The sequence below is a fragment of the Flavobacterium sp. N502536 genome, from assembly GCF_025947345.1.
Taxonomy (GTDB): Bacteria; Bacteroidota; Bacteroidia; order Flavobacteriales; family Flavobacteriaceae; genus Flavobacterium.
The window spans coordinates 2,552,473-2,576,483 of the sequence record NZ_CP110011.1; the positions used below are offsets into that span (position 1 = coordinate 2,552,473).

A 24,011-nucleotide genomic window follows, 5' to 3' on the forward strand; every position below is an offset into this window, starting at 1 on the left:
GCTTTAAAAATCCTTTTCAATTACGGGATATTTGTACTCCAAAATCGATTTTAAAACCTCGGGATTAGAGTTGACATAAAATACAGGTTCGCTTTTTGGGTTGGTGGTAAAACCAACGGTCTCGCGCAGGATGTTTTGTGTTTGTCTGGCAACAGCCTCTCCCGAATCAATGATGTGAATGTGCTCCGGAAGTATCTTTTTGATTTGCGGAATCAAATAGGGGTAATGACTGCATCCCAGTACAAGATAATCGATATTGGCATCGATCATAGGCTGTAAGTAGGATTCCAGTAACTGAGTCATTTCCGGCGAATAGAGCTTCCCGTCTTCAATGAGCTGAACGAGTCCGTAACCCACCTGTTCAATGATAGTCGTATGCTGAAACATTTCGGCAGTTTTATTGAACAGTTCGCTGTTTAGGGTTCCTTTGGTCGCCAGTATTCCAATAACCTGTGTTTTCGAATTGGTAGCAGCCGGTTTAATGGCCGGTTCAATTCCGATAAAGGGAATGTCGTAATCAGCGCGAAGTTCACGAATGGCATTGGTTGTTGCCGTATTGCAGGCTACGACGATTAGTTTGCAGTTTTGTTCCAGTAAAAAATCGACATTTTTTTTACTTAAAGCAACAATCTCTTCTTTTGTTCTTTGACCGTAAGGAGCATTTTTACTGTCGGCTAAATAAATGGTCTTCTCGTTTGGAAGTAGCTCATGAATGGCGTTCCAGATGGAAGTTCCTCCAATACCGGAATCAAAAACGCCTATAGGATTGTTGTTTGTCATAGTACAAATTTAATGTTTTTTGAAATATATGCATATCTCAATTTAAAGGAAATCTTTGAATGTTTTTTTGCTCGCGAAGACGCTAAGTCGCCAAGTTTTTTTTGGGTTACCGATATCTAACTCCTAAAAAAGTAGACAAAGCCGGTATCTCGGAGAGATTACATATCGATAGAATATGAAAAGATGACAGGTTTTTTACAGTTGAATAGATCATAATAAAAAACGGTCCGCACACAAGTACAGACCGTTTTTTATATAAAGAATTCGTTTATTAGAATCCTAAATCTTTTTTTACATCAGCAGTGATGTTTGGACCATCAGCTAATAATAAAGTAGAACCGTCTAATACATATTGGAAACCTTTAGCTTTTCCAACTTTTTGGATAGAAGCTCTTACTTTTTCCATTAATGGTTTTACGATGTCAGTTTCTTTTTGTTGTAATTCTTTTTGAGCGTTGTCTCTGTAGTCAACAATTCTTTTTTGCATGTCCTGAACTTCTTTCGAACGTTCTCCGTTTACAGCATCAGTTACAGTTGCAGCTTCAGCTTCGTATTTTTTGATTTTTACTTGATATTCGTCAACCATTTTTTTGTATTCAGCATCATATGTACCACTTAATTTTTGTAGTTGATTTTGAGCATCTAGCATTGCAGGCATTTTCGACATAATCTCGCTAACATCAACGTGAGCTACCTTAGCTTGCGCGTTCATCGTGTTGCTTGCTCCTAAAACTAGTATTGCAGCAATTAGTAAAGTTTTGATTTGTTTCATCATTTTTAAAAATATTAATTAATTATTGGTCGTATTTGATTTTTGCATTTCGGCTTCTTTTGCTTTTTTCGCCGCTTCTCTTTCTTCTAAAATTTTCTTTCTTCTGTCTTCTAATTCTTTCTTGCGCTGTTCGTAAAGTTTTTGTCTTTCTTCAGCTTTATTTACTGCCGGTTGTGCCGGTGTTGTTCCTTCCGTTGGTGTAGCAGTGGTAGTGGCAGGTTTAGCTGTTGTACCGTCTGTTTTCACTGGCTCTGTTTTCGCAGGTTCAGAAACCGTGCCATTTTTTTTGGCATCCCTTTCGGCTGCTAGTGCTTTTCTTCTGTCGTCGTATTCTTTTTTCTTAGCTTCCTGCTCCAGTCTTCTGTCTTCAAGCAATTTTAATCGGGCTGCTTTTTTGTCGTCCAATGTTTTTTGACGGTCAGCCATTTCCGGATTCTCATCAATTGCATTTTCCAGTTTTTCTTTAGCTTCCTGGTTTTTCAATTGTTTTTTAGACAGCTGTTCGCGTTTTTCAGTTCGGTTCAGAATACGAATAACCTGATCGCTGATGTCGTACTTTTTATTGCTAAAAAGCATTGTTAAATCAGAGGATTTGTCAAAGATAAAATCGTAATTTTTTGCTTCGGCAATATCCTGTACCGCTGTAAAAACCTGATCTTGTATAGGCTTTGCCAATCCTGCTTTCTGATGCATTAAATTACCGTCAGAACCAAATTGCTTCTGCTGATAATCCATCATTTCAGTTTCGAGAAATTTAATCTCGGTTTCTTTTTCCTCAATAAGCTCTTTCGTCAGTAAAGCTCTTTCGGCTTTAAGGCTTTCTTTAAGATTATTGATGTCTATTTTTTTGGTTTCTATTTCTTGTTTCCACTTTTGAGCCTTAAGCTCTAATTGTGCTTTTGCTTCTTTGTAATCAGAAACATTTTCCAAAATATACTCCATATCGATGTAGCCAATCCTTGTCGTTCTTGTTTGAGCCTGACTTGTATTTGCTACAATCAGGGCTAAAAATATAAATAAAAATTGTTTTCTCATAACATTACTTTATTTGAAAATTTTTAACCAACTATTGTTTTTTTAAAATTGTTGTCCGATAATAAAATGAATTTCTTTACCATGCGCCTTAGTTTCTCCCGGTTGAGGATCGAAACCGTAACCCCAGTCAATTCCTAATAATCCGAAGGCTGGCATGAATACACGTAAACCAACACCTGCTGAACGGTTCAGATCAAATGGATTGTAAGCTTTAAAAGTTGGGTATGATGAACCCGCTTCTAAAAACGCCAATGCATAAATCGATGCAGAAGCTTTTAATGTAATCGGATAACGCAATTCCATAGAGAACTTGTTGTAGATTGTTGCTCCAATCTGATCTCCATTTGCATTTACCGGAGTCAAAGAGTTATTTTCATAACCTCTTAACTGTACTGTTTCTCTACCATCCATCGAGTAGTTCGCCATTCCGTCTCCTCCTAAATAGAAGCGCTCAAACGGTACAACACCTCTTTGCTGATTATAGGCTCCAAGGAATCCAAACTCTGTTAAAGTTCGCATTACTAATTTACCATAAAGTTTGGTATACCACTCACCTTTGAATTTAATTTTATAATATTCCAGCCAGTTGTATCTTTTTTGATCCACTTTACCCTGGTCTGTATCTGCACTTGCGTAATCAGAACCTACACTCACTACACCCGGTTGTCCGTTTATAGTTTCTGTTTTCGTGTAATCTCCAGTATTCATTGGTCTTCCATCTGCACCAGATGTTGGACTTCCTGTATATTGTGTTTTGTATTCTTTTTGATTTTTTAAATCACCATAATCAATTCCGTTAAATAAGGAATAAGGAGGTGTTACTTTTGCCGAAATACTAAAGTCTGAACCGTAGGTCGGGAATATTGGGTTAAGCCCTTTATTACTTCTCGAAAGTCCAATAGTATACGCTAAGTTTCTTGACGCTCCGTTACCAAAGGTAAACAATCCTGTATTATAATTGTTCAAATCATAGTGCTGGTAACTTACAGATTGTGACAATACGAAGTAATCGTCCGGCACATTAAGTCTTTTTGCTAAACCAACTTGTAACGTTAAGATGTTAAAACTTTTGCTTTTATCTACATTTCTGGTAGCGAAGTTGTTTAAGAATTGTTTACTGTATGAGATAGATGAACTAAATTGTACCGGTTTTTTTCCTCCAAACCATGGCTCTGAAAACGATACACTATAGGTTTGAAAGTAAGTACTTCCTTGTAAACGAAGGGCTACTTTTTGACCGTCTCCCATTGGTAATGGTTTGTACGATTCTTTGTTGAAAAGGTTTCTTGCTGAGAAGTTGTTGAACGATAATCCCAATGTTCCAATGAAACCTCCACCACCGTAACCTCCCTGAAGTTCGACCTGGCTGGATCCTTTTTCTACAACATGGTACTCAATATCAACAGTTCCAGCTGCGGCATCTACGTTCTTGAATTTTGGATCAATTGCTTCAGGATCAAAGAATCCTAATTGTCCAATCTCGCGAATTGTTCTTACCAATTGCTCTTTACTGTATTTTTCTCCCGGTTTTGTTCTTAACTCACGATAGATAACGTGGTCATTTGTTTTATCGTTTCCTACAACCGATATTTTGTTGAAGTAAGCGATAGGACCTTCGGTAACTCTAATTTCAAAATCGATAGTATCGTTTACTGTTTTTACCTCTACAGCGTTGATGTTAGAGAACAGGTAACCGTTGTTTTGATATAAGTTTGTGATGTCTTCTGCATCAGGTTTTGTTTTGTCGGCGATACGTTTTTCCAATAAAACACCATTGTAGGTTTCTCCTTTTTTGATTCCTAAGTAACGGTTTAATAATTGATCAGAGTAAACGGTATTTCCTAAGAATTTGATGTTTCCGAAGTAGTATTTGTTTCCTTCTTCAACTTTAATTTTGATGCCCAGCATGTTCTTGTTCTTGTTGTAAGTAACAGAATCATAAATAATACGGGCGTCACGATATCCTTTTTCTTTATAAGCAGCAACGACTTTTTCTAAGTCGGTTTTGTATTTTTCAGGAATGAATTTGGAAGATTTTAAGATACGAAGTACATTTTTTTGCTTGGTATCTTTCATGGCAGATCGCAATTGATTTCCGGTAAGTTGTTTGTTACCTATGAAATCGATATTGCTAATTTTGACTTTATCGCCTTTGTCTATCCGTACCAGAATGTTTACACGATGACCGTTTAGGGTATCAGGAGTGTTGGTAATGGTGACTTTGGTGTTGTAGAAACCTTCTTTTTTATATTTATTTTCAATATAATTTTTGGTTGTCGTGATTAAGTTTTCGTTGACAATTTTGTTTTTGGTTAAATTGTTGTCCTTAATTAATCCTTCGATTTTATTTTTCTTAACCCCTACAAATTTAACTTCATTTAATTTAGGAAGCTCGACAATGTTCAGATCCAGATAGATACTGTCGTTGTCGATTTTATTAACGTAAAAAGAGATTTCGTCAAAAAGTCCAAGTTTACCTAATTTTTTAATAGCGCCACTAATTTCTTCCCCCGAACTGCTATTTCCTGTCCTTTTTGAAGGCCAGAGAAAGTAACAACGGTTTGTTCGTTAAAGCTTATTTTACCAACAACAGAAACTTTAGCAAGAATATATTTTTTCCCTTGATCAAAAGGAACTCTTTCTTGTGCTTTAATTTGTGAAAAACTACCCAAAATAAGTAGGGTAAAGACTATTTGTATTCTTTTTTGCAACACTAAAATATTATTTAATTTGTTCACTGGTTTTTCCAAATCTACGTTCTCTTTTTTGATAACTAATAATAGCCTCATATAAATCTTGGTCTTTAAAGTCTGGCCATAAGACATTAGTAAAATATAGTTCTGCATAGGCGATCTGCCATAGCAAAAAATTACTTATTCTATGCTCTCCACTTGTTCTTATTAATAAATCTACGTCAGGTAAATTTTGCGTGTAAAGATGCTCATTTATAATTGAATCGTCAATAGCGTCTATTGAAATTATATTATTTTTAACTTTATCACTGATGATTCTCACGGCATTTACCAATTCTTCTCTTGATCCGTAACTTAATGCAAGAGTTAAGGTTAGACGCGTGTTATTTTTTGTTTTGTCGATTACATCCAAAAGCTCTTTTTGAGCTGATTTTGGTAGTTTTTCAAGGTTACCAATTGCATTAAGTTTGATGTTGTTTTCCTGTAAGGTAACAAGTTCTTTTTTTAATGAATTGATCAAAATTTTCATCAGTGCTTCGACTTCCAATTTTGGACGATTCCAGTTTTCTGTCGAAAAGGCGTATAGTGTCAGGTATTCAATACCAAGTTTGGCACAGGTTTTTATGGTGTTTTTTACAGATTTTGTTCCGTTTTCGTGACCAAATGCTCTTAAAAAACCTTGTTGTTTTGCCCAACGACCATTTCCGTCCATAATAATGGCCAAATGTTTGGGTAAGTTTGTTTGATCTATAGATTCTAGTAAATTCATTTTATTATTCTGCGCAATAGCAAGGTTTTTGTCCAAAGGTATAAGTTAAAGTAATACCAGAGAAGACATACCAATCATTATTATTTAAATTTCCAAACTGTAATATGTTCGTGTTTTTTGTATTTGGGTTGCTGGAGTCGATAGCATCTGTAAAAGTATATCGTGCTCCAACTTCGGCTCCAAGCACTAAATGTGGGGTAATGTTAGATTTTATACCCAATATAATAGGTATAGCAAATGAGTTTGAGCTCACCGATTGTGTTACGCTTGGACTTGATGTAAAGCGATACAACTTGTCGTACATAAAAAAGTTTAATCCTGAGAATATATAAGGAGTCACTTTTGGGTGGTAATCATGCAGATTAAAATCGAAAAAATTGAATTCCAAACCCGCAGAAAGTTCTTTTACATTATTTTTAAAGCTATAGCCTCTTCTGTTTCTTCCCGTTTCCTTAGAGTCTAAATCGTTTCCAACAACGGTTGATTGAGTGTAGGAGAAGCGATATGAGTGACGTGGACTCTTGTTCCATTTGTACAAAACGCCGAAAGCCAATTTTTCCGGTGAGATATAAGTAGTGTTGCCTACATCTCCTACAAAGTTGCTTCCGCCCAGAAAAACACCAATCTCATTGATTTGAGCATTTAGTGTGATAAAGGGGAAAAAACATAACAATAAATTAAAAATTTTCTTCATTTAATTGGAAATTGCGTGCAAATATAATAATTATCGATACGAATCAACGTTTGTTTAGCTAAATGTGCTTTTTTTTCAATTTACAATATGATTTTAAGCCATTTAATGTCGATTCGCTATATGCAGAACGGGAAAATGTAGCATTATCGTATAGTGGTAATTCAGAAAAAAGCTTAATTTCTCTTGTCTTCTCCCCAAAGTAGCTTGTTTCTCAAGGTTTTTAAGAAAGTTTCGCCCGGTATTTCCACCATTTTTATTTTGAAATCCGTCTTTTTGATTTTTAAAACAGATTCATTTTTTACAGAAGTGATTCTCGAATCTAAAGAGACTAAATACTGATCTTCTCTTCCGGTAACGCGAAGTTTGATCTCGGTATTGTCCGGGATGACTAATGGTCTGGCGTTTAAATTGTGTGGTGCAATAGGAGTGATTACTAAACTTTCGACATTTGGGGTCAAAATAGGACCGCCACAGCTTAAAGAGTAACCTGTTGAACCGGTAGGTGTTGAAATGATTAAACCATCTGCCCAATACGAATTCAGATATTCGTTGTTTAAATACGTTTCAACCGTGATCATCGAGGTGGTGTCTTTTCGGCTCACCGTAACTTCGTTCATCGCAAAGTTTAATTCGTCTTCGATAGCGTCGTTTTTCGGATCGCAGGTTAAACTCAATAAAGTCCTTTCGGAGATGGTGTATTTTTTGTCAATGATATATTGTAGAAAATTATCAATACTTTCTTTTGGAACGCTTGCCAGAAATCCTAATCTTCCTGCGTTGATGCCTAATATAGGAAGGCCCGAGTTGCGAACCAGGGTGGCAGCTCTTAAAATGGTACCGTCACCACCAATACTAATAAGCATTTCAAAACTATCATCTAACGAAGTAGTGGCCGAAAAGGTATTGTATTCCTTTTTAACGATCTTCTTTTCGTAGAGCATTTTCAGGAAGTTCTCTTCAATTACCATTTCGACATTATTGGAATTGAAAAAAATAAAAATGTCTTTAATAATAGGCTCTGTACTGTTTTGGTAATACTGCCCGTAAATGGCTACTTTCATTCTTTGTAATTAGATAATGAGGTAATTAGAAATTAGATAATTAGTCAATGTGTTAATTAGATGATTTGTCAATAGGAAATTGTTTAATTATCTAATTTACTCATTGGTACATTATATATTAAGGTATTTGTCCAGGTAATCTGAACGTTCTTTTAAACTGTTGATATAGGCGTCTTCCTGATGTTCTGAGATGATTTCGTAATTGTAGCGTCTAAACGTCTGAATGATTTCATTCATAGGTCCAACCCCAATTTTTATGGTAATCTGGACATTGTCTAAATCAGCTTCAGAGATAAAACAGCCAAGGATTTTACCGTTGTTACTTTCTATAATTTGAGTCACTTGACCCATAGAGTAATCCAAAAGTCCTTTTTGAACGATAATAATACCGCCTTGCTCTTTTATGAATGGGGTTTCCTGAAAAAATTTCATGATGTCTTCCATTTCATAATAACCAACATAGGCATTATTTTCATCAAGAATCGGAATGGTATTGGTATGATTTTTTGCAAATACTTCCAAAACATCGAGCCACAGCATTGATTTTCGGGCATAAAAACGTTCTAAAGTATATTTGTAATCAATTGCTTTTTTGTCGGTGTCAAAAGTTTCGACATCATCAGCGGCAATACTTCCAATAAAAATGCCGTTTTCCAGAACCGGAAAATGCGAAAAGTTCAAATCAGCAAAAAAGTCCTGAACCGATGCTATCGTTTCCTGACTATCAATTGCCCTGAAATCATTGGTGATATAGTTTGTAATTTCTGTCATAAATCTATTGAAGATATTTCATGCAAAATAATCAAAAAATAGCAAAAAACGCTACGTTTTACTTTGTATTTTTGTCGTAACAAATATAGTGTTACTAGAATTAATTATCTATTTATATGACAAAGTTAAGTGTAAATATCAATAAAATTGCAACGCTGCGAAATGCACGTGGCGGAAATGTTCCTGATTTATTAAAAGTTGCGGCCGATATTCAGAATTTTGGTGCGCAGGGAATCACGATTCATCCGCGTCCGGATGAGCGTCATATTCGTTATCAGGATGCACGCGATTTAAAAGCAATTGTACATACCGAATATAATATTGAAGGAAATCCACAGCATAATTTTATCGATCTGGTTTTAGAATGCAAACCAACACAGGTGACTTTGGTTCCTGATGCCATTGGGGCGATTACCTCGTCTGCAGGCTGGGATACTGTAGCCAATCAATCGTACTTAACCGAAGTTATTCAGGAATTTCAGCGCAACGGAATCAGAACTTCGATTTTTGTTGATCCGGTGCTGGAGGTTATTGAAGGAGCAAAAAAAACCGGAACAGATCGTATCGAATTGTACACCGAAGCTTTTGCACATCAATACGGCCTGGGGAATAAAAACGGAATCGATCCTTATGTTGAAGCTTCAAAATTAGCCAATGAATTAGGTTTGGGAATCAATGCAGGTCACGATCTTAGCTTGGATAATATTCAGTTCTTCAAACAAAATATTCCGGGATTGCTAGAAGTTTCTATTGGTCATGCTTTGATTTCAGAAGCGCTTTATCTTGGTTTGGATAATGTCGTAAATATGTATCTGAATAAGTTGAAATAAGTTTTCTGTTTTAGATGATTTCGTGACGCATTGCGTACCGAATTGAACAGAATGCCAATTCATTGAGGAAATAAAATAGCATATACGCTCAGAAAACATTGGGTAATTGTTTACTTTCGCACTTTTCTTATTAAAATCAAGTGCCAAAAACAATTACCCTCTTTTTTTTACTCTGTTTTTCCAATGTATTTGCCCAATCCAAAGCCAGCATTATTGGAAATATAAAATCTTCTGAACACGAAAACCTCATTGGAGCAAGTGTTTCTTTAGAGGCGGATCAGCAGTACTATTACACAATATCAGATTCTATTGGTAATTTTTTACAACAAATGCCCTTAGGGCAGGTAGAAATAGCCATTAGTCAATTGGGATATCTTAAGAAAGTTATTAAGCTTAAGGTCGTAAAAGATACCGTGCTTTCGATTATACTTGAAAAAGATGTTGCTCATTTGAAAGAAGTCATAGTAAACAATGATAAAAAAAGTGCCATTACGACTTTATCAGGAGGCAAATTATCATTTAATTTAAAAGAATTGTCGGCTGTTCCGACCGTTTTGGGAACCACCGATATCATCAAGCTTTTACAGTTGACACCCGGAGTGCAAAATTCGGGAGATGCAAACGGATATTTATATGTTCGGGGTGGAGACCCGGGGCACAATGCCATTTTATACGATGGAACGCCTGTGTATGGAATGTCACACTTGTTGGGCATTTTTCCTTTTTACAATACCGATCATATTAAAGGTGTCGAGTTTGATAAATCAAGTTCGAATGCAAAATATGGCGGACGTTTAAGTTCAACCACACTTTTGATTCCGAATAAAAAAGTACCTTCAGAATTGGGTATTCAGGGGAATGTTGGAATTTTAGCTTCACAACTTACCTTGACGGCTCCTATAGGTAAAAATTCGGGCTTGTATATCTCGGGCAGGAAAACGTATATTGATGAGATTGTTGCGCCATTACTGCGTTCCGGTTCAAAAAACAATGACGTTCAGAATATGAAATACGGTTTCTCTGACGGAAATATGACTTTTATTTCTCAGGTTTCTAAGAACAATTTACTCTCTATAGATGCTTTTGTTAGTGGTGATGCATTAAAAATCAATGATGAAAATCTTGCTTTGCGCACAAGTTTAAAGTGGAGTAATATTACCATTTCGCCAACCTTAGTAACGACCATTTCGCCAAAAGTAAGCATGTCAAACGCTGTTTATTTTAGTAAATATTCTAATGAGCTGGATATGGAGCAGGCTACAATTGGGTTTGACGTTTCGTCCTATGTAAAAGACTTTGGATTTAATAATGTCTTCCGATATCAGATCAAAAATGTTCCTGTAGAATCTGGTCTGCAATATGTACATCATGATTTGCAGCCTCAAAAAGTCAATGTCGAAAACCTGACCGATGCCAATAGTGCTATTCAAAACAAAACAATTAATGCCAATGAAGCGGCTGTTTTTACTACTATACGACCAAAATTTACAGATCGTTTAAATGCTGAATTGGGTATTAGGGTTAATTATTACACGTCCGGTTCCCGTGATTCCTATTTGCATTTTCAGCCCCGTGTTTTGTTGAATTATAACTGGAACGAGAAATATTCTTTTTACGGATCTTATAACAGACAATATCAGTATCTGAGTTTGATCACAACTTCAAGTGTCGGGATTCCTACTGATTTTTGGATCGCCAGTTCCGATGGTATAAAGCCGCAATTGTCAGATGAGTTTTCGATTGGTTCGAATCAGAATATTTCAAAGAACTTTACGACTTCTCTAGGAGGATTCTATCGCTCGATGAAAAATTTACTCGAATATCCGTATGGGATTACTCAGTTTAATGAAACGACAACATTCAAAAACGATTTGTTGACAGGAAAAGGAAAAGCATACGGATTGGAAGTAATGCTGCGCAAAAGTAATGGGAAGTTTACAGGCTGGCTGAGTTATACGTTAAGCTGGTCCGATCGAAATTTTGCGGAATTGAATAATGGAAAAACATATTTTGCCAAATACGACAGACGCCATAATTTGTCGATCGTTGGAATGTATGAGCTGAATGCCAAATGGAATTTTGGAGTAACACAGCTATTTGGTTCCGGAAACCGATTTACAATGCCTACTTCCTGGTATTTCATCAACAATAATCCCGTTAAAGAATATTCGGGCTACAACAATGCGCAGATGCCCAATTACATCCGGACAGACCTTTCGGTGAATTACTTTTTCCTGAAAACGAATAAAAAAGAAAGTGCGCTGAATTTTTCAATTTACAACACCTTCAATATAGAAAATCCGATTTATGTGGTTTTGGATGTTAAGGTGAATAAAGATAAAAACAGTGTAATTGTAAAACAGGAAGAAAAGGTTTTGTATCGCATATTGCCTTCTGTAAGCTGGAGATTTAAATTTTAAAAGATGAAAAAATATATACTGTTTCTTGTAGCTTTGATTGTGACGAGTTGTTCGAAAGACGATTTTAGTACGCAAAGTGCCGAATCTAAAATTGTAGTAGAAGGCTGGATTGAGGAAGGCGATTATGCTCAGGTTTTATTGTCGAGGAGTATTCCGGTTACCGAAATGATTGATTCTACCAATGTTTTAAATCATGTGATCCGATCAGCCAAAATTACAGTTTCTGACGGTCAGACGTCGGAGATCTTAAAGGTTAAAAATGATAAAGACAGAGTGCCTCCGTTTGTCTATTATGGGACAACCTTAAAAGGAGAAGCAGGAAAAGAATATTCGCTAAAAATTGAATTCCTGAATCGGATTGTGGAAGCGACAACGAAAATTCCAAAAACCGTAGCGATAAAAAGTGCAGAGTACGTAAAGAAAACGGATACCGATACAACGGGTTATGTGTTTGTGAAATTTGACGATCCGGTAAACGAAAAGAACTATTATCAGATTGCGACACGAATAGAAGGGAAGGAGTCCATTTTTGTGCCTTCGTTTTATGGTAATTTAGATGATAAGAACTTTAGTACAACCACAGTATCCGTACAAATTAACAGAGGAGTTTTACTCTTTCCTAAAACTAAGTTTACGCCTTATTTTACAGACGGAGATTTAATTCATGTAAAATTGAGAACTCAAAATAAAGAAGCGCTGGATTTTTGGAACAGCTGGCAAAACGAAATCGTAAATAGCAGAAACCCTATTTATCCTGCAAACACCAGTTTAAAATCGAATATAAAAGGCGGTATAGGTATTTGGGCAGGATATGGTCAGAGTACTTTGATTGTAAAGACTCCGGAAAAAAGAAAGCCGTTTTGAAAATGTTTTCAAAACGGCTTTAAGGTTATCTTTTAAAAGCAATTATCTTTGGAATGCTTTTACGAAATTCTCGAATTTAGTTTCAAGTGCTCCAAAACCTTCTGAGAAATAAGTACTCATTTCTACCTCAGTGTTGTCACTGAATTTTAGGTAATAGATTTCTTCCATATAAGGTTGTGAAAATGATTCCCCTTGATTTGTACCCCATGACCAGTATTTGTCTTTCTCATTCCAAACAGGCAGGTTAAAAGTATGTTTACCTCTCGCTTCTGAATGTTGGATAATATCAGCTATTTTAGTTCCGTCTTTCTTAGAAACTAAGATCAATTTTATGTTTTTGTTGAAAAGAGCGACCAAACCTTCAGAGTATTTTTTCTCGTATGCGTTTAAAGCAGTGTAATAGGCTTTGTAGTCATTTTTAGGGTTGGTGTTGTCAGTTATATAAGCAGGACGGATTATGCTTTTGTCTAATGCAATATCATCAGCTGCTTCAGTAGCTAAATCCATATTAGCAACAATAATAAAATTGTCCATTAACTTAATTAAACCATTTGCTTTTCCTCTGTATTGAACCAGTTCGCTATTTTCAAGTAAACCATCAATGTTTGCTGTACTTCCGGCGTTGAAATCAACTAATGTTTTTCCGTTAAAAGTAAAAGCTGCTTTTGAAGTGCTTTCAAGCGCTTTTTTACCACTCATTTCCCAGGCATAACCATCATTTAAAGTCATCTTGTAGGCAAAATCGTCCGGAATTTCTTTTTTGTTAGAATACTTTGCAGTTTGTGTAAAAGTAGCTGCCGGAGCATTATCAATTGTTAAGGTAGCATCTGCAGTTGTTGGTAAAAAGAAATAGTCATATACAGATGGACTTTGAGTGTATTGTTGTTTTACAGGGTCATACTTCCAGCTTCCATAAGTATCGATGCTTTTTACTTTGATATCAGATGAAGTGCTTTTAGCAGAGAATACTGCATTGTTTGTTGTTTGCGATGCTTTTGCAGGGAAAACAAACTTTAATTCTGTAGTAGAAGCTGTTTTAACCCAGATTTTTGCAGTATTGTCCCAGGTATAAATACCGTAAACACCAGAAACATTTAAAATATCTTCTACTGCATTATCATTTTTCCCATTAAAAATATCAATCTTTCTAAGGCCTAATAATCTGCCTAAGTTTTGTATTGCTTCAATAGCACCAGAACTTTTTGATTTGTCTAACTGAACCAGCATCTCATTCGCTTCAGCTTCTAATTTTACTTTTTGTTCCGCCGGAGTTAGTTTTGAATAAGGCTGTTTTACAAGATTTGCAATTTGTTCTGCCAGAGTCTGGTTTTGTTCAGTTGGAGTTTCTTCTTTGAGTTCGTCACTAGAACATGAAACCATAAGTTGAGAAGCAACTAACGATAGTAAAAATAATTTTTTAATCATGGTTGAGGTTTAAATTAAATAAATTGAATCAAAAATTCACTTTGATTTTTAGAGCCGCAAGTTACGTTTAGTATTTGTGCTTTCTTTACGGGAAGCCGTAAGGCAGGAAACTTTTTTTCTACTAAAATAGCCTTATGAAGCCTAATTAGTTTAAAGGTGGATCCCTAAACTTTTTTTACCTTTGTGAGCAGTTTTTAAAACCACAATAAATGTTATACTCAAAAATAGAAGGAGAAGGAAAACCTTTAGTCATCATGCACGGATTTTTAGGAATGTCTGATAACTGGAAAACACTAGCAGGACAATATGTCGATGCTGGTTTTCAGGTTCATCTTTTAGATTTAAGAAATCACGGCCGCAGTTTTCATTCAGATGAATGGTCTTATGAGGCGATGGTACAGGACGTGTTTGAATATTGTCAGGCCCATCAGTTGCATAAAATAGATCTTTTGGGACATTCAATGGGAGGAAAAGTAGCCATGCTTTTTGCGACTACCTATCCTGAAATCCTTGATAAATTAATTGTAGCCGATATTGGTCCGAGATTTTACAAACAACACCATCAGGATATACTGGCAGGTTTAAATGCCGTTGATTTTTCGGTAAAACCAAGCCGAAATGATGTTGAGGCAATCGTTGCACAATACGTTCCCGATTTTGGTACCCGACAATTTTTGCTGAAAAATTTATACTGGGCTGAACCAGGGCAGTTGGCTTTTAGATTCAATCTGGCTGTTTTTAATGACAATCTGGACGCTATCGGAAAACCATTGGCTGAAGGTCTGGTTTTCGATAAAGATACCTTATTTATTAGAGGAGGAGATTCAGGTTATATTGCAGATTCAGATTTTGATGCCATACGCGGGCATTTTCCAAAGGCTAAATTCGAAACCATTCCCAATGCCGGGCACTGGTTGCATGCCGAAAATCCGAAATTGTTTTTTGAACTGACCGCTACCTTTTTAAAAGAGTAGGTTTTGATTTCAGACTGTAAATGCTGTTCCGCTTAAAAAGATGAAAGTTATAATTGTATTAGGATCTCCAAACTCAGACAATGGAGACTTGGGGGAAATTGCTTTAGACCGTTTAAATTATTGTCTGGATATTTTTAGCCCTAAAGAGCATTGTATTATTTGTACAGGTGGTTTTGGCGAACATTTTAATAATACTCCGCATCCGCATGCCGATTATGCCATGAAACATTTACGAAACAACGGACTTAGTACGGAAAATTTTTTAGAGGCCGCATTGTCTGCTAATACAGTTGAGGACGCTGTATTGTCTAAAAAAATAATCTTAAAGCATCATTTAAATTCAGTTGTTGTCGTTACTTCCGATTATCATGTGGAAAGGGTAAAGCTTATTTTTGATGAAATTTTAGGATTTGATGGTATAGAATACGCCGGAGTAGTACACGACATGTCTGATGAGGAAAAAGAAAAATTGCTGGCTCACGAAAAAAAAGCAATCAGCGGAATTTTAACTAAAGGTTTATATTATTAAATTTTAGTACTTTTAAATAAAATTTTAAATCAAAAAAATATGAAACTATTACTTAGACTCCTTGTTACCGCAGGCTTGGTTTTGTTAATCGCAAATTTCTTACCGGGTGTACACGTAGCAAGTTTTACGACAGCAATAATTGTTGCGGTTGTTTTAGGGTTATTAAATCTGTTTATAAAACCAATATTAGTCATCCTGACATTGCCTGTGACACTTATTACTTTAGGTTTGTTTTTACTGGTGATTAATGCGATCATTATTTTACTATGTACCAATATTGTCGGAGGATTTGCGGTCGATTCATTCTGGACAGCCTTGTTCTTTAGTGTCATCTTGTCTATCCTTCAGTCTATTACCTACAAAATAGTAGGAGACGAGAATTAAAACAAATTGAGAGAGCGTGATTAAAACGTATTCAAATACAATAGATTAAAAACTTGGTTGGGTTGCAAAAATTTTATAATTTTGCGACCCAATTTTATTATGTAAATTAAAGAAGAAAATGGATATTAAAAGAGTAGCAACAGACGCTGTGAACGAAACCATCGTAATGACAGTTGTTCACATGGATTATAAAGGTCAGGTAGCAAAAAGAATAAACGAAAAAATGCCATTGGCTACTGTAAAAGGTTTTAGAAAAGGACAGGTTCCTAAAGACCTTGTTGAAAAACAATACGGAAAAGCAATTAAGCAGGAAGAAGTTAAAAAAGTAGTTGATTTGGCTTTAGAGCGTTTTGTTCAATCTGAAAGATTAAATCTTTTAGGAACTCCACTTGCCAAAGAAAATGAAAATTTTGACTGGGATGCTGAAGAATTAACATTTGAATACGAAATTGGTTTAGTGCCAAACTTCGAAATTGATTTAGAAGCTAAAAACAATATCGTAAAATACATCGTAACTGCTGACGATAAATTAATCGACGGTCAGGTAGAGCGTATCCAAAAACAATTCGGAAAAGCAATTCCACAAGAAGCGGTAGTGGCTGATTCAGATTTGACAGGAACTTTCTCTAACGAAGAAAAAGGAATCAACAATACCACTACAATTGCTTTATCTACATTCAACAAAGCTACTGCTGATAAATTCATCGGTAAAAAAGTAGGTGATGTTGTAGCGGTAAGCACAAAAGGTTTATTCGAAGATGATCACCAATTAATGGATTACTTAAAAGTAGCTCATGATGATGTTCACGGTTTAGATATCGAAGTAAACTTTACTATCGAAGCGATCAACGGAGCTGAATTGGCTGAATTGAACCAGGAGTTATTTGATAAACTTTTTGGTGAAGGAAAAGTAGCTTCTTTAGAGGATTTGAAAGCTAAAATTAAAGAAGATGCTGAAGCTCAATTCGCACAGCAGGCAGATCAAAAATTATTGTTAGACGTTCAGGAATTCCTGATCGAAAGCACAAAATTTGATTTACCGGCTGAATTCCTTAAAAAATGGTTGCAAACTGTTGGAGAGAAAAAACTTTCTGCAGAAGAAGCTGAGGTTGAATACGCAAGATCTGAAAAAGGATTACGTTTTCAATTGATCGAAGGAAAAGCTATGGCTCAAAGCAATATCCAAATTACATTTGAAGATTTGAAAGCTTTTACAACAAACGCAATCAGACAGCAAATGGCTCAATTTGGACAAACAAATCCAACTGACGAAGAAGTTCAGGGAATTGTTGCAAGAGTATTATCTAACCAGGAAGAAGTGAAAAGACTTTCTGAGCAGGTAGTAGCTGAAAAATTATTGGAAGTGTTCAAAGAAAAAGCAAATCCAACAACAAAAGAAGTAACTTACGAAGAATTTATTGCCGCTTCATACGGAGAATAATTTCTAAAAAATAAGTATATTTGAGCGTCAGGAGTTTTTTCTGACGCTCTTTTTTTTGTTTCAAGTTTTTTTTGTTTCAGGTTACAAGTTCCAAGTTTTCGTTGGAACGAACGGTAAACAACCTGAAACTTGAAACCTGAAACAAAAAAAGTAAGACAAATTGGCATCCTTTATAAAAAGGTATGAACTTTGTCTTATCCGATTAAGTCACTTTCTGACTTTAGATTTTCAAACTTTAAACTAAAAATATGAACTACGGTAAAGAATTCAAAAAATTTGCTACAAAGCACCAGGGAGTAAACGCAATGTACTATGATAAAATCATAGCTGCAATGAATCCAACTAATATGACTCCATACATTATTGAAGAACGTCAGTTGAATATTTCTCAATTAGATGTTTTCTCGAGATTAATGATGGACAGAATTATCTTTTTAGGAACAGGTATCGACGATCAGATCGCGAATATCGTTCAGGCACAATTATTATTTTTAGAAAGTGCTGATGCTTCAAAAGACATCCAAATTTATCTAAATTCTCCTGGAGGAAGTGTTTATGCAGGATTAGGAATTTATGACACCATGCAGTATATCAAACCAGACGTAGCGACAATTTGTACCGGTATGGCAGCCTCTATGGGAGCTGTTTTATTATGTGCAGGAGCAGCAGGAAAACGTTCGGCTTTACCACATTCAAGAGTAATGATTCACCAGCCATCAGGAGGAGCTCAGGGAGTTGCAACAGATATGGAAATCAACTTACGCGAAATGTTGAAACTGAAAGATGAATTGTATCATATTATTTCTCAGCATTCAGGACAAACTTTTGACAAAGTACATAAAGACAGTGAGCGTGATTACTGGATGATTGCTGACGAAGCGAAAGAATACGGAATGATTGATGAAGTATTAAGAAGAGGATAATTTTTTAAAGGTTCAAAGTTGCAAAGTTATTAAGGTTATAAGATTAACTTGAAACTTGAAACCTGAAACAAAATTACACTTGAAACAAAAAATAAAAAGTTAAGAGGTTGCTAAGTTTTTAAGGTTTTAGTGATAAATCTTAGAAACTTAGTAACTTTGCAGCTTAGTAACTAAGAAAGAATGGCTAAAGTAGTATTAGAATGTTCGTTTTGTGGAAGAAAAAAGCCAGAAACCAATTTATTGATTGCAGGTATTAATGCACATATCTGTGATAAGTGTATCGAACAGGCACATGGAATTGTATTAGAAGAATTAAAATCAAGCGGAAGCGCAAAACTTGTTGGGGATTTAATTTTAAAGAAACCAAAAGAAATCAGAGCCTTCTTAGATCAATATGTTATTGGTCAGGATCAGACAAAAAAAGTAATGTCGGTTGCTGTTTACAATCACTACAAGCGTTTAATGCAACAGCAATTAGACGACGAAGTAGAGATTGAGAAAAGTAACATCATCATGGTGGGACAAACCGGAACAGGAAAAACATTAGTAGCTAAAACAATTGCTAAAATGTTAGATGTTCCTTTGGCTATCGTTGATGCGACCGTACTTACAGAAGCAGGTTATGTAGGAGAAGATGTTGAAAGTATTTTGACACGTTTGCTGCAAGCTGCCGACTATGATGTAACCAAAGCCGAAAGAGGAATCGTTTTTATTGATGAGATCGATAAAATTGCCCGTAAGAGCGATAATCCATCCATTACCCGTGATGTTTCTGGTGAAGGAGTGCAGCAGGCTTTATTAAAATTATTAGAAGGAACAGTGGTTAACGTACCGCCAAAAGGAGGACGTAAACACCCGGACCAGAAATTTGTGGAAGTAAACACCCAAAACATCCTGTTCATCGCAGGAGGTGCTTTTGATGGTGTCGAACGCATTATCTCTAAACGTCTGAACCGTCAGGCCGTTGGATATTCGACTTCTAAAAATGTAGACAATATCGATAAAGACAATTTATTGCAATACATCATTCCAAAAGACATTAAAGATTTTGGTTTGATTCCTGAGATTATTGGACGTTTACCGGTTTTAACGCATATGGATCCTTTAGATAAAGAGACCTTGCGTGCAATTTTGACACAGCCTAAAAATGCTCTGGTAAAACAATATCAAAAATTATTCCTGATGGATGATGTTGAGTTCACCATTACAGATGAAGCATTAGATTTTATTGTAGACAAAGCATTAGAGTACAAATTAGGTGCACGTGGATTGCGTTCGTTATGCGAAGCAATTTTAACCGATGCCATGTACGAATTGCCAAGTTCAGACGATAAAATCTTAAGTATCGATAAAGATTATGCAAAACATACTTTGAATAAAAATCTATTGAAACGCATGGAAATCGCTTCATAAGTTTCTAAAATTAGATTAAAACAGTTTATTAAAACCTGCTCGTTAATTCGGGCAGGTTTTTTTATGCAGTAAAATATCTTCCTAATCTAGTTTGTTTTAAGTTTTTTCTTATATTTAAAAAAATGTATTGCTATGAAGAAGATGCTAGTCAGAGTAATTGACGATTATGCTAATTACGAGTTATAATTGAGAACTATTTGATTGACACCGTCCTAAAAATACCATTTTAATTAAACATAACACATTATGAGTAAAGTATTAATTGTCTTAATGGTATTCTTTACAGTGCGGATTATATCGCTTGCCATATCTCTTGCAAATGAGAAAAAACTAAAAGCTGAGGGAGCAACACAATTTGGAAAACTAAATTCTTTTTTTCTATCCGTAACACATTTCCTTTTTTATGTATGCTCCTTTTATGAAGCCTATACCCAGAAAATAACGTTCAACAGATATAGTGAATACGGGCTTTGCCTCATGATCTTTGGTTATACAATGCTTTTTTATATTATTTATCAGTTAAGGGAAATATGGACTGTAAAAATATATATTGCTCCCAATCACAAAGTAGTCCGGTCATTTTTGTTTCGAACGATACGACATCCAAATTACTTTTTAAATATCATTCCCGAACTTGTGGGAGTCGGATTATTGTGTAATGCATGGAAGACATTAACATATCTTTTCCCTGTGTATCTGGTACTTTTAGTGATTCGGATTATTCAGGAAGAAGAGGCGATGAAAAGCATAAAGTAACCCATCTTTCAGGAACATTTTTACTGCACCCTGAACTTCTCTCTGTACTCAATAGGTTTCATACCCACCATTTTATAAAATACTTTTCTAAAAGCTTTGGGATCATTATAGCCCGTTTTCTCAATAATTTCAGAAATCGAAAGTTGAGTTTGCTCCAGATATTTTTTAGAACTTTCCACTCTTATATTTTGCAGATACTCAATTGGCGGATACCTGTAACTTGCTTGAACCGTCTTGTCATGTTGCGGGCACTTGTAGGAATGTCTTTGGTAATTTCTTCCAGTTTTTCGATCGTGTGGTATTGGCTTTCTATTTTTTGTTGCAGCATCGCAACTAAGGTGTCATTGTGCAAATGATTCGGTCTAAAAGTGCTGAAATAGCTTTGTTTGTATCGGTTTAAATCAATCGAGAAAATCTTTGCAATTTGAACTGCAATTTCATTTCCACAGTATTTCTGAACCAAAAGAATCAGTAAGTGAAAAGTTGAGGTCGAGCCTCCGCTGGTATACAAACTACCGTCTGCGGTTAAAGTTTCCTCGGGTTTTAATTTTACCAATGGAAATGCTTTGGTGAAAGCGCTGCAGGCATCAACATGTGTTGTGGCTAACTTTTCGTTAAGCAAACCCGAAGCTGCAAATAAAAAGGCACCAGTACAAAAACTCGCCAGTTCGGCTCCGGACTGATGGTGTTTTTTCAGCCAGGGGATGAAATTTTTGTTCTTTGCAATCATCTCACTCATATTATCAGTAGTAAAAGCGGGGATCAAAATAAGTTCAAGAATGGTGTCAGAATCTTCAATCGGATTAACCTTATACCCAAACAACTGTCCTTCATTGATCTGCTCAGCCGATTGAAATACCATAATTTCAAAAGGTTTTTCGTTTTCTTTAGAGAGTTTGTTGGCGGTTTCAAAAACTTCTAAAATGGCCGCTATGCTTAGTAATTTATAGTCGTGCGGAACAATTAATCCTACTTTCTTAGTCATGATAATATAGGTTTTTGGAAAAATGAATGTTTACAAAAGTAAGTATTTTGTCTTAAATGCCCCTAAAATTGACTTTTAATGTAACCTAAAGCTAATCCTAAAAAATTAAATTTGCTTTAAATAATTTGTAATTTTATAAAGAATGATCTTTTATTTTAATAAATAAACCATGATAACAGTACAAAATACCATTAACGCACCCGTAAGCAAAGTCTGGGAGTTCTGGACAGCACCCGAACACATCACAAAATGGAGTTTTGGTTCTCCGGACTGGTCTACACCTTATGTCGAAAATGATTTGAGGGTTGGAGGTAAATTCAAATATACGATGGCCGCCAAAGACGGAACTGCGACTTTTGATTATGAAGGAGTTTATACCGGGGTAGAAACCTTTTTGGTAATAGCGTATCAATTATCTGACAACAGAATCGGAAGTGTTCATTTTGAAGAAAATGGTGAAAAAGTAATTGTTACAGAGAAATTTCAACCTGAAACAGAAAATTCTGAAAGCATGCAAAGGCAATGGTGTCAGGCTGTGATAGACTGTTTTAAAGACTATGTTGAAAATAACTAAATAAAAAACGAAACAAGATTTAAGTTTAAAAAAAACAATTAAAAACAAAAACAAAATGATAACAGTACAAAACACGATTAAGGCATCAATAGACAAAGTTTGGGAATTTTGGACATTACCCGAACACATCACAAAATGGAGTTTTGCTTCTCCGGACTGGCATACACCTCATGCCGAAAATGACCTGAGAGTAGGAGGGAAATTTACATCGACTATGGCTGCAAAAGATGGCAGTATGAGTTTTGATTTTGGAGGGGAATATACGGTAGTCGAAAAAAATAAAACCATTGAATATATTTTAGAAGATGGGAGAAAAGTAGAAATTGCTTTTAAAGAAACAGCAAACGGAGTGGAGGTCATTGAAAGTTTTGATCCTGAAACGCAAAATCCGGAAGAGATGCAGCGCGGCGGCTGGCAGGCGATCATGGATAATTTTAAAAGTTACACCGAGAGCAATTAGTTTTTTTAGGCTCAAAGGTTCAAAGAAGCAAAGTGACAAAGGTGTCGATTGACATCACACAGATAGAGTTTAATTTTAAAAGCAGTAAGAATGACAAAGCAAATATGGCTGAATTTGCCAGTAAAAGAGGTGGCAAAATCAAAAGCTTTTTTTTCGAAAATAGGATTCTCTTTTAATGAAGAACACGATACACCAAGCTCGACTTGCATGGTGGTTGGAGAAGGAAAATTTGTAGTGATGCTTTTTGAAGAAGCATTGTTTGCCAGTTTTTCTCAAAATAAACTCACCGATACCCAAACAAGTTCAGAAGTTTTGATTTCGATTGATGCCGAAAGTATTGCCGAGGTCGATGAACTGGCGAGAAAAGTTACAGAAGCCGGAGGAACTGTTTTTGCTTCTCCTGCAGAAAGTCAGGGCTGGATGTACGGTTTCGGTTTTGCAGATTTAGACGGTCATCGTTGGAACGTATTATTTATGGATTTTAGTAAACTATCATGAGTATGGAAACTTTAGAATTTAAAATTAGAATTAAAGCTCCGGCACAAAAAGTCTGGTCGGTTTTGTGGAATGACGAAACGTATAAAAAATGGACAGGAGCTTTTTGCGAAGGTTCATATGCGGTAAGCGAATGGAATCAGGGTGATAAAATACATTTTCTGTCTCCAAACGGAGAAGGAATGAACAGCATTATCGAGACCAAAACGCCAAACGAGTACATGGCTTTTAAACATATAGGCGAAATCAAAGATTTTAAAGAACTGCCTATTGACGAAGAAACAAAAAAGTGGAGCGGCGCAATGGAAACCTATCGATTAACAGCCGACGATGAGTTTACTGATCTGGTGGCTCAGGTAGATGTAGTCGAAAAATACATTGACTACTTTAAAGAAGCTTTCCCTAAAGGGCTCGAAATGGCCAAAGAACTTTCAGAACAATAAATAACAGACAACAAACGACAAACGACAAACGACAAACAATAAACAAAAAAAAACAAATATCATGGCAACAGCAGTAAACCCCTATTTAATTTTTAACGGAAATTGTGAAGAAGCATTTCTGTTTTATCAATCCGTTTTTGGAGGAGAATTTCCGTTTCTTGGAAGATTTAATGAAATGCCGGAAGGCGAAGAAGGATGTGGTCCGGTATCCGAAAAAGACGGTAACCGAATCATGCACGTGTCACTGCCAATTGGAAACACTATCCTGATGGGAAGTGATAGCAGCGAACAATCCGGTGATGTAGTTTTTGGCGGGAATTTTTCAATCTCCATAAATGTAGACAGCGCAGCAGAAGGGGATCGAATTTTTAACGGACTCTCAGCAGGAGGAGCCGTTTTTATGCCAATGGCGAAAACCTTTTGGGGAGCTTATTTCGGAATGTTCAAAGACAAATTCGGTGTAAGCTGGATGGTAAACTTTGATGAAAATATACCGACTTAAAATAACTTCTTTCATTTT

At 35.8% G+C, this 24,011-nt stretch carries 25 protein-coding genes and 1 pseudogene; 15 read left to right on the top strand and 11 right to left on the bottom strand.

The annotated features are described in order from the left end of the window. Window positions 1-3: 3 nt before the first annotated feature. The 8 genes and pseudogenes from murI to OLM61_RS11070 all read right to left on the bottom strand — a co-directional run bounded on the left by murI (window position 4) and on the right by OLM61_RS11070 (window position 8,575). Window positions 4-780, bottom strand: coding sequence for a glutamate racemase (murI, locus tag OLM61_RS11035; protein WP_264522750.1), 777 nt, complete (start codon window positions 778-780; stop codon window positions 4-6). A gap of 271 nt (window positions 781-1,051) precedes the next feature. Further along, entirely contained in the window at window positions 1,052-1,555 is a 504-nt protein-coding gene (locus OLM61_RS11040; protein ID WP_264522751.1) for an OmpH family outer membrane protein, read from the bottom strand. Window positions 1,556-1,570: 15 nt separating this feature from the next. Continuing rightward, entirely contained in the window at window positions 1,571-2,587 is a 1,017-nt protein-coding gene (locus tag OLM61_RS11045; protein WP_264522752.1) for an OmpH family outer membrane protein, read from the bottom strand. Window positions 2,588-2,629: 42 nt separating this feature from the next. Continuing rightward, window positions 2,630-5,376: pseudogene (locus tag OLM61_RS11050) on the bottom strand (outer membrane protein assembly factor). Then, window positions 5,309-6,049: an isoprenyl transferase gene (locus OLM61_RS11055; protein WP_264526376.1), complete on the bottom strand. Its 741-nt coding sequence runs from the start codon at window positions 6,047-6,049 to the stop codon at window positions 5,309-5,311. The pseudogene OLM61_RS11050 and the gene OLM61_RS11055 overlap by 68 nt, the downstream one beginning before the upstream one ends. A 4-nt stretch (window positions 6,050-6,053) precedes the next feature. Continuing rightward, the gene (locus tag OLM61_RS11060) at window positions 6,054-6,743 is read right to left on the bottom strand and encodes a DUF6089 family protein (RefSeq protein ID WP_264522753.1); all 690 of its coding nucleotides are present in this window, start codon (window positions 6,741-6,743) and stop codon (window positions 6,054-6,056) included. A gap of 173 nt (window positions 6,744-6,916) precedes the next feature. Beyond that, window positions 6,917-7,804 carry an NAD kinase gene (locus OLM61_RS11065; RefSeq protein WP_264522754.1) on the bottom strand — a complete coding sequence of 296 codons (888 nt, stop codon included), beginning with the start codon at window positions 7,802-7,804 and terminating at the stop codon, window positions 6,917-6,919. A gap of 111 nt (window positions 7,805-7,915) precedes the next feature. After that, entirely contained in the window at window positions 7,916-8,575 is a 660-nt protein-coding gene (locus tag OLM61_RS11070; protein WP_264522755.1) for a CBS domain-containing protein, read from the bottom strand. 116 nt (window positions 8,576-8,691) lie between these two features. Here OLM61_RS11070 and OLM61_RS11075 point away from each other — a divergent pair, with 116 nt between their 5' ends. From OLM61_RS11075 to OLM61_RS11085, 3 genes are all read left to right on the top strand, one after another. Beyond that, complete coding sequence (locus OLM61_RS11075; protein ID WP_264522756.1) at window positions 8,692-9,405, top strand: pyridoxine 5'-phosphate synthase; 714 nt, start codon at window positions 8,692-8,694, stop codon at window positions 9,403-9,405. Between the two features lie 140 nt (window positions 9,406-9,545). Then, window positions 9,546-11,825, top strand: coding sequence for a TonB-dependent receptor plug domain-containing protein (locus tag OLM61_RS11080; RefSeq protein WP_264522757.1), 2,280 nt, complete (start codon window positions 9,546-9,548; stop codon window positions 11,823-11,825). 3 nt (window positions 11,826-11,828) lie between these two features. Continuing rightward, window positions 11,829-12,689 carry a DUF4249 domain-containing protein gene (locus OLM61_RS11085; protein WP_264522758.1) on the top strand — a complete coding sequence of 287 codons (861 nt, stop codon included), beginning with the start codon at window positions 11,829-11,831 and terminating at the stop codon, window positions 12,687-12,689. Between the two features lie 42 nt (window positions 12,690-12,731). Here OLM61_RS11085 and OLM61_RS11090 read toward each other — a convergent pair whose 3' ends face one another. Further along, window positions 12,732-14,114, bottom strand: coding sequence for a hypothetical protein (locus OLM61_RS11090; protein WP_264522759.1), 1,383 nt, complete (start codon window positions 14,112-14,114; stop codon window positions 12,732-12,734). Window positions 14,115-14,323: 209 nt separating this feature from the next. Between OLM61_RS11090 and OLM61_RS11095 the strand changes: the two genes are divergently transcribed. The 7 genes from OLM61_RS11095 to OLM61_RS11125 all read left to right on the top strand — a co-directional run bounded on the left by OLM61_RS11095 (window position 14,324) and on the right by OLM61_RS11125 (window position 20,534). Next, complete coding sequence (locus OLM61_RS11095) at window positions 14,324-15,088, top strand: alpha/beta fold hydrolase (protein WP_264522760.1); 765 nt, start codon at window positions 14,324-14,326, stop codon at window positions 15,086-15,088. Window positions 15,089-15,128: 40 nt separating this feature from the next. Next, window positions 15,129-15,617 carry a YdcF family protein gene (locus tag OLM61_RS11100; RefSeq protein WP_264522761.1) on the top strand — a complete coding sequence of 163 codons (489 nt, stop codon included), beginning with the start codon at window positions 15,129-15,131 and terminating at the stop codon, window positions 15,615-15,617. Window positions 15,618-15,656: 39 nt separating this feature from the next. Continuing rightward, the gene (locus OLM61_RS11105) at window positions 15,657-16,001 is read left to right on the top strand and encodes a phage holin family protein (RefSeq protein ID WP_264522762.1); all 345 of its coding nucleotides are present in this window, start codon (window positions 15,657-15,659) and stop codon (window positions 15,999-16,001) included. 118 nt (window positions 16,002-16,119) lie between these two features. Next, window positions 16,120-17,442: a trigger factor gene (locus tag OLM61_RS11110; protein ID WP_264522763.1), complete on the top strand. Its 1,323-nt coding sequence runs from the start codon at window positions 16,120-16,122 to the stop codon at window positions 17,440-17,442. A 248-nt stretch (window positions 17,443-17,690) separates the two neighbouring features. After that, window positions 17,691-18,365, top strand: a complete 675-nt coding sequence (clpP, locus tag OLM61_RS11115) for an ATP-dependent Clp endopeptidase proteolytic subunit ClpP (RefSeq protein WP_264522764.1) — start codon at window positions 17,691-17,693, stop codon at window positions 18,363-18,365. Between the two features lie 180 nt (window positions 18,366-18,545). Next, window positions 18,546-19,778: an ATP-dependent Clp protease ATP-binding subunit ClpX gene (gene clpX / locus OLM61_RS11120; RefSeq protein ID WP_264522765.1), complete on the top strand. Its 1,233-nt coding sequence runs from the start codon at window positions 18,546-18,548 to the stop codon at window positions 19,776-19,778. A gap of 246 nt (window positions 19,779-20,024) precedes the next feature. Then, on the top strand, window positions 20,025-20,534 hold the full coding sequence (locus OLM61_RS11125; RefSeq protein ID WP_264522766.1) for an isoprenylcysteine carboxyl methyltransferase family protein: 510 nt from the start codon (window positions 20,025-20,027) through the stop codon (window positions 20,532-20,534). Window positions 20,535-20,554: 20 nt separating this feature from the next. On the opposite strand, the gene OLM61_RS11130 is transcribed toward OLM61_RS11125, so the two are convergent. Together OLM61_RS11130 and OLM61_RS11135 are read right to left on the bottom strand one after the other, a co-directional pair. After that, window positions 20,555-20,713 (bottom strand): helix-turn-helix domain-containing protein, encoded by a 159-nt coding sequence (locus OLM61_RS11130; protein WP_264522767.1) that lies wholly within the window; start codon window positions 20,711-20,713, stop codon window positions 20,555-20,557. 2 nt (window positions 20,714-20,715) lie between these two features. Beyond that, the gene (locus OLM61_RS11135; RefSeq protein WP_264522768.1) at window positions 20,716-21,519 is read right to left on the bottom strand and encodes a GlxA family transcriptional regulator; all 804 of its coding nucleotides are present in this window, start codon (window positions 21,517-21,519) and stop codon (window positions 20,716-20,718) included. A 169-nt stretch (window positions 21,520-21,688) separates the two neighbouring features. On the opposite strand from OLM61_RS11135, the gene OLM61_RS11140 reads away from it, so the two are divergent. The 5 genes from OLM61_RS11140 to OLM61_RS11160 all read left to right on the top strand — a co-directional run bounded on the left by OLM61_RS11140 (window position 21,689) and on the right by OLM61_RS11160 (window position 23,993). After that, window positions 21,689-22,093, top strand: a complete 405-nt coding sequence (locus OLM61_RS11140) for an SRPBCC domain-containing protein (protein ID WP_264522769.1) — start codon at window positions 21,689-21,691, stop codon at window positions 22,091-22,093. Between the two features lie 55 nt (window positions 22,094-22,148). Beyond that, on the top strand, window positions 22,149-22,553 hold the full coding sequence (locus OLM61_RS11145; RefSeq protein WP_264522770.1) for an SRPBCC family protein: 405 nt from the start codon (window positions 22,149-22,151) through the stop codon (window positions 22,551-22,553). Between the two features lie 90 nt (window positions 22,554-22,643). Next, window positions 22,644-23,051: a VOC family protein gene (locus tag OLM61_RS11150; protein ID WP_264522771.1), complete on the top strand. Its 408-nt coding sequence runs from the start codon at window positions 22,644-22,646 to the stop codon at window positions 23,049-23,051. 2 nt (window positions 23,052-23,053) lie between these two features. Then, complete coding sequence (locus OLM61_RS11155) at window positions 23,054-23,491, top strand: SRPBCC domain-containing protein (protein ID WP_264522772.1); 438 nt, start codon at window positions 23,054-23,056, stop codon at window positions 23,489-23,491. Window positions 23,492-23,552: 61 nt separating this feature from the next. Continuing rightward, a complete protein-coding gene (locus OLM61_RS11160; protein WP_264522773.1) occupies window positions 23,553-23,993 on the top strand; it encodes a VOC family protein in 441 nt (146 codons plus the stop codon). Window positions 23,994-24,011: the final 18 nt, after the last annotated feature.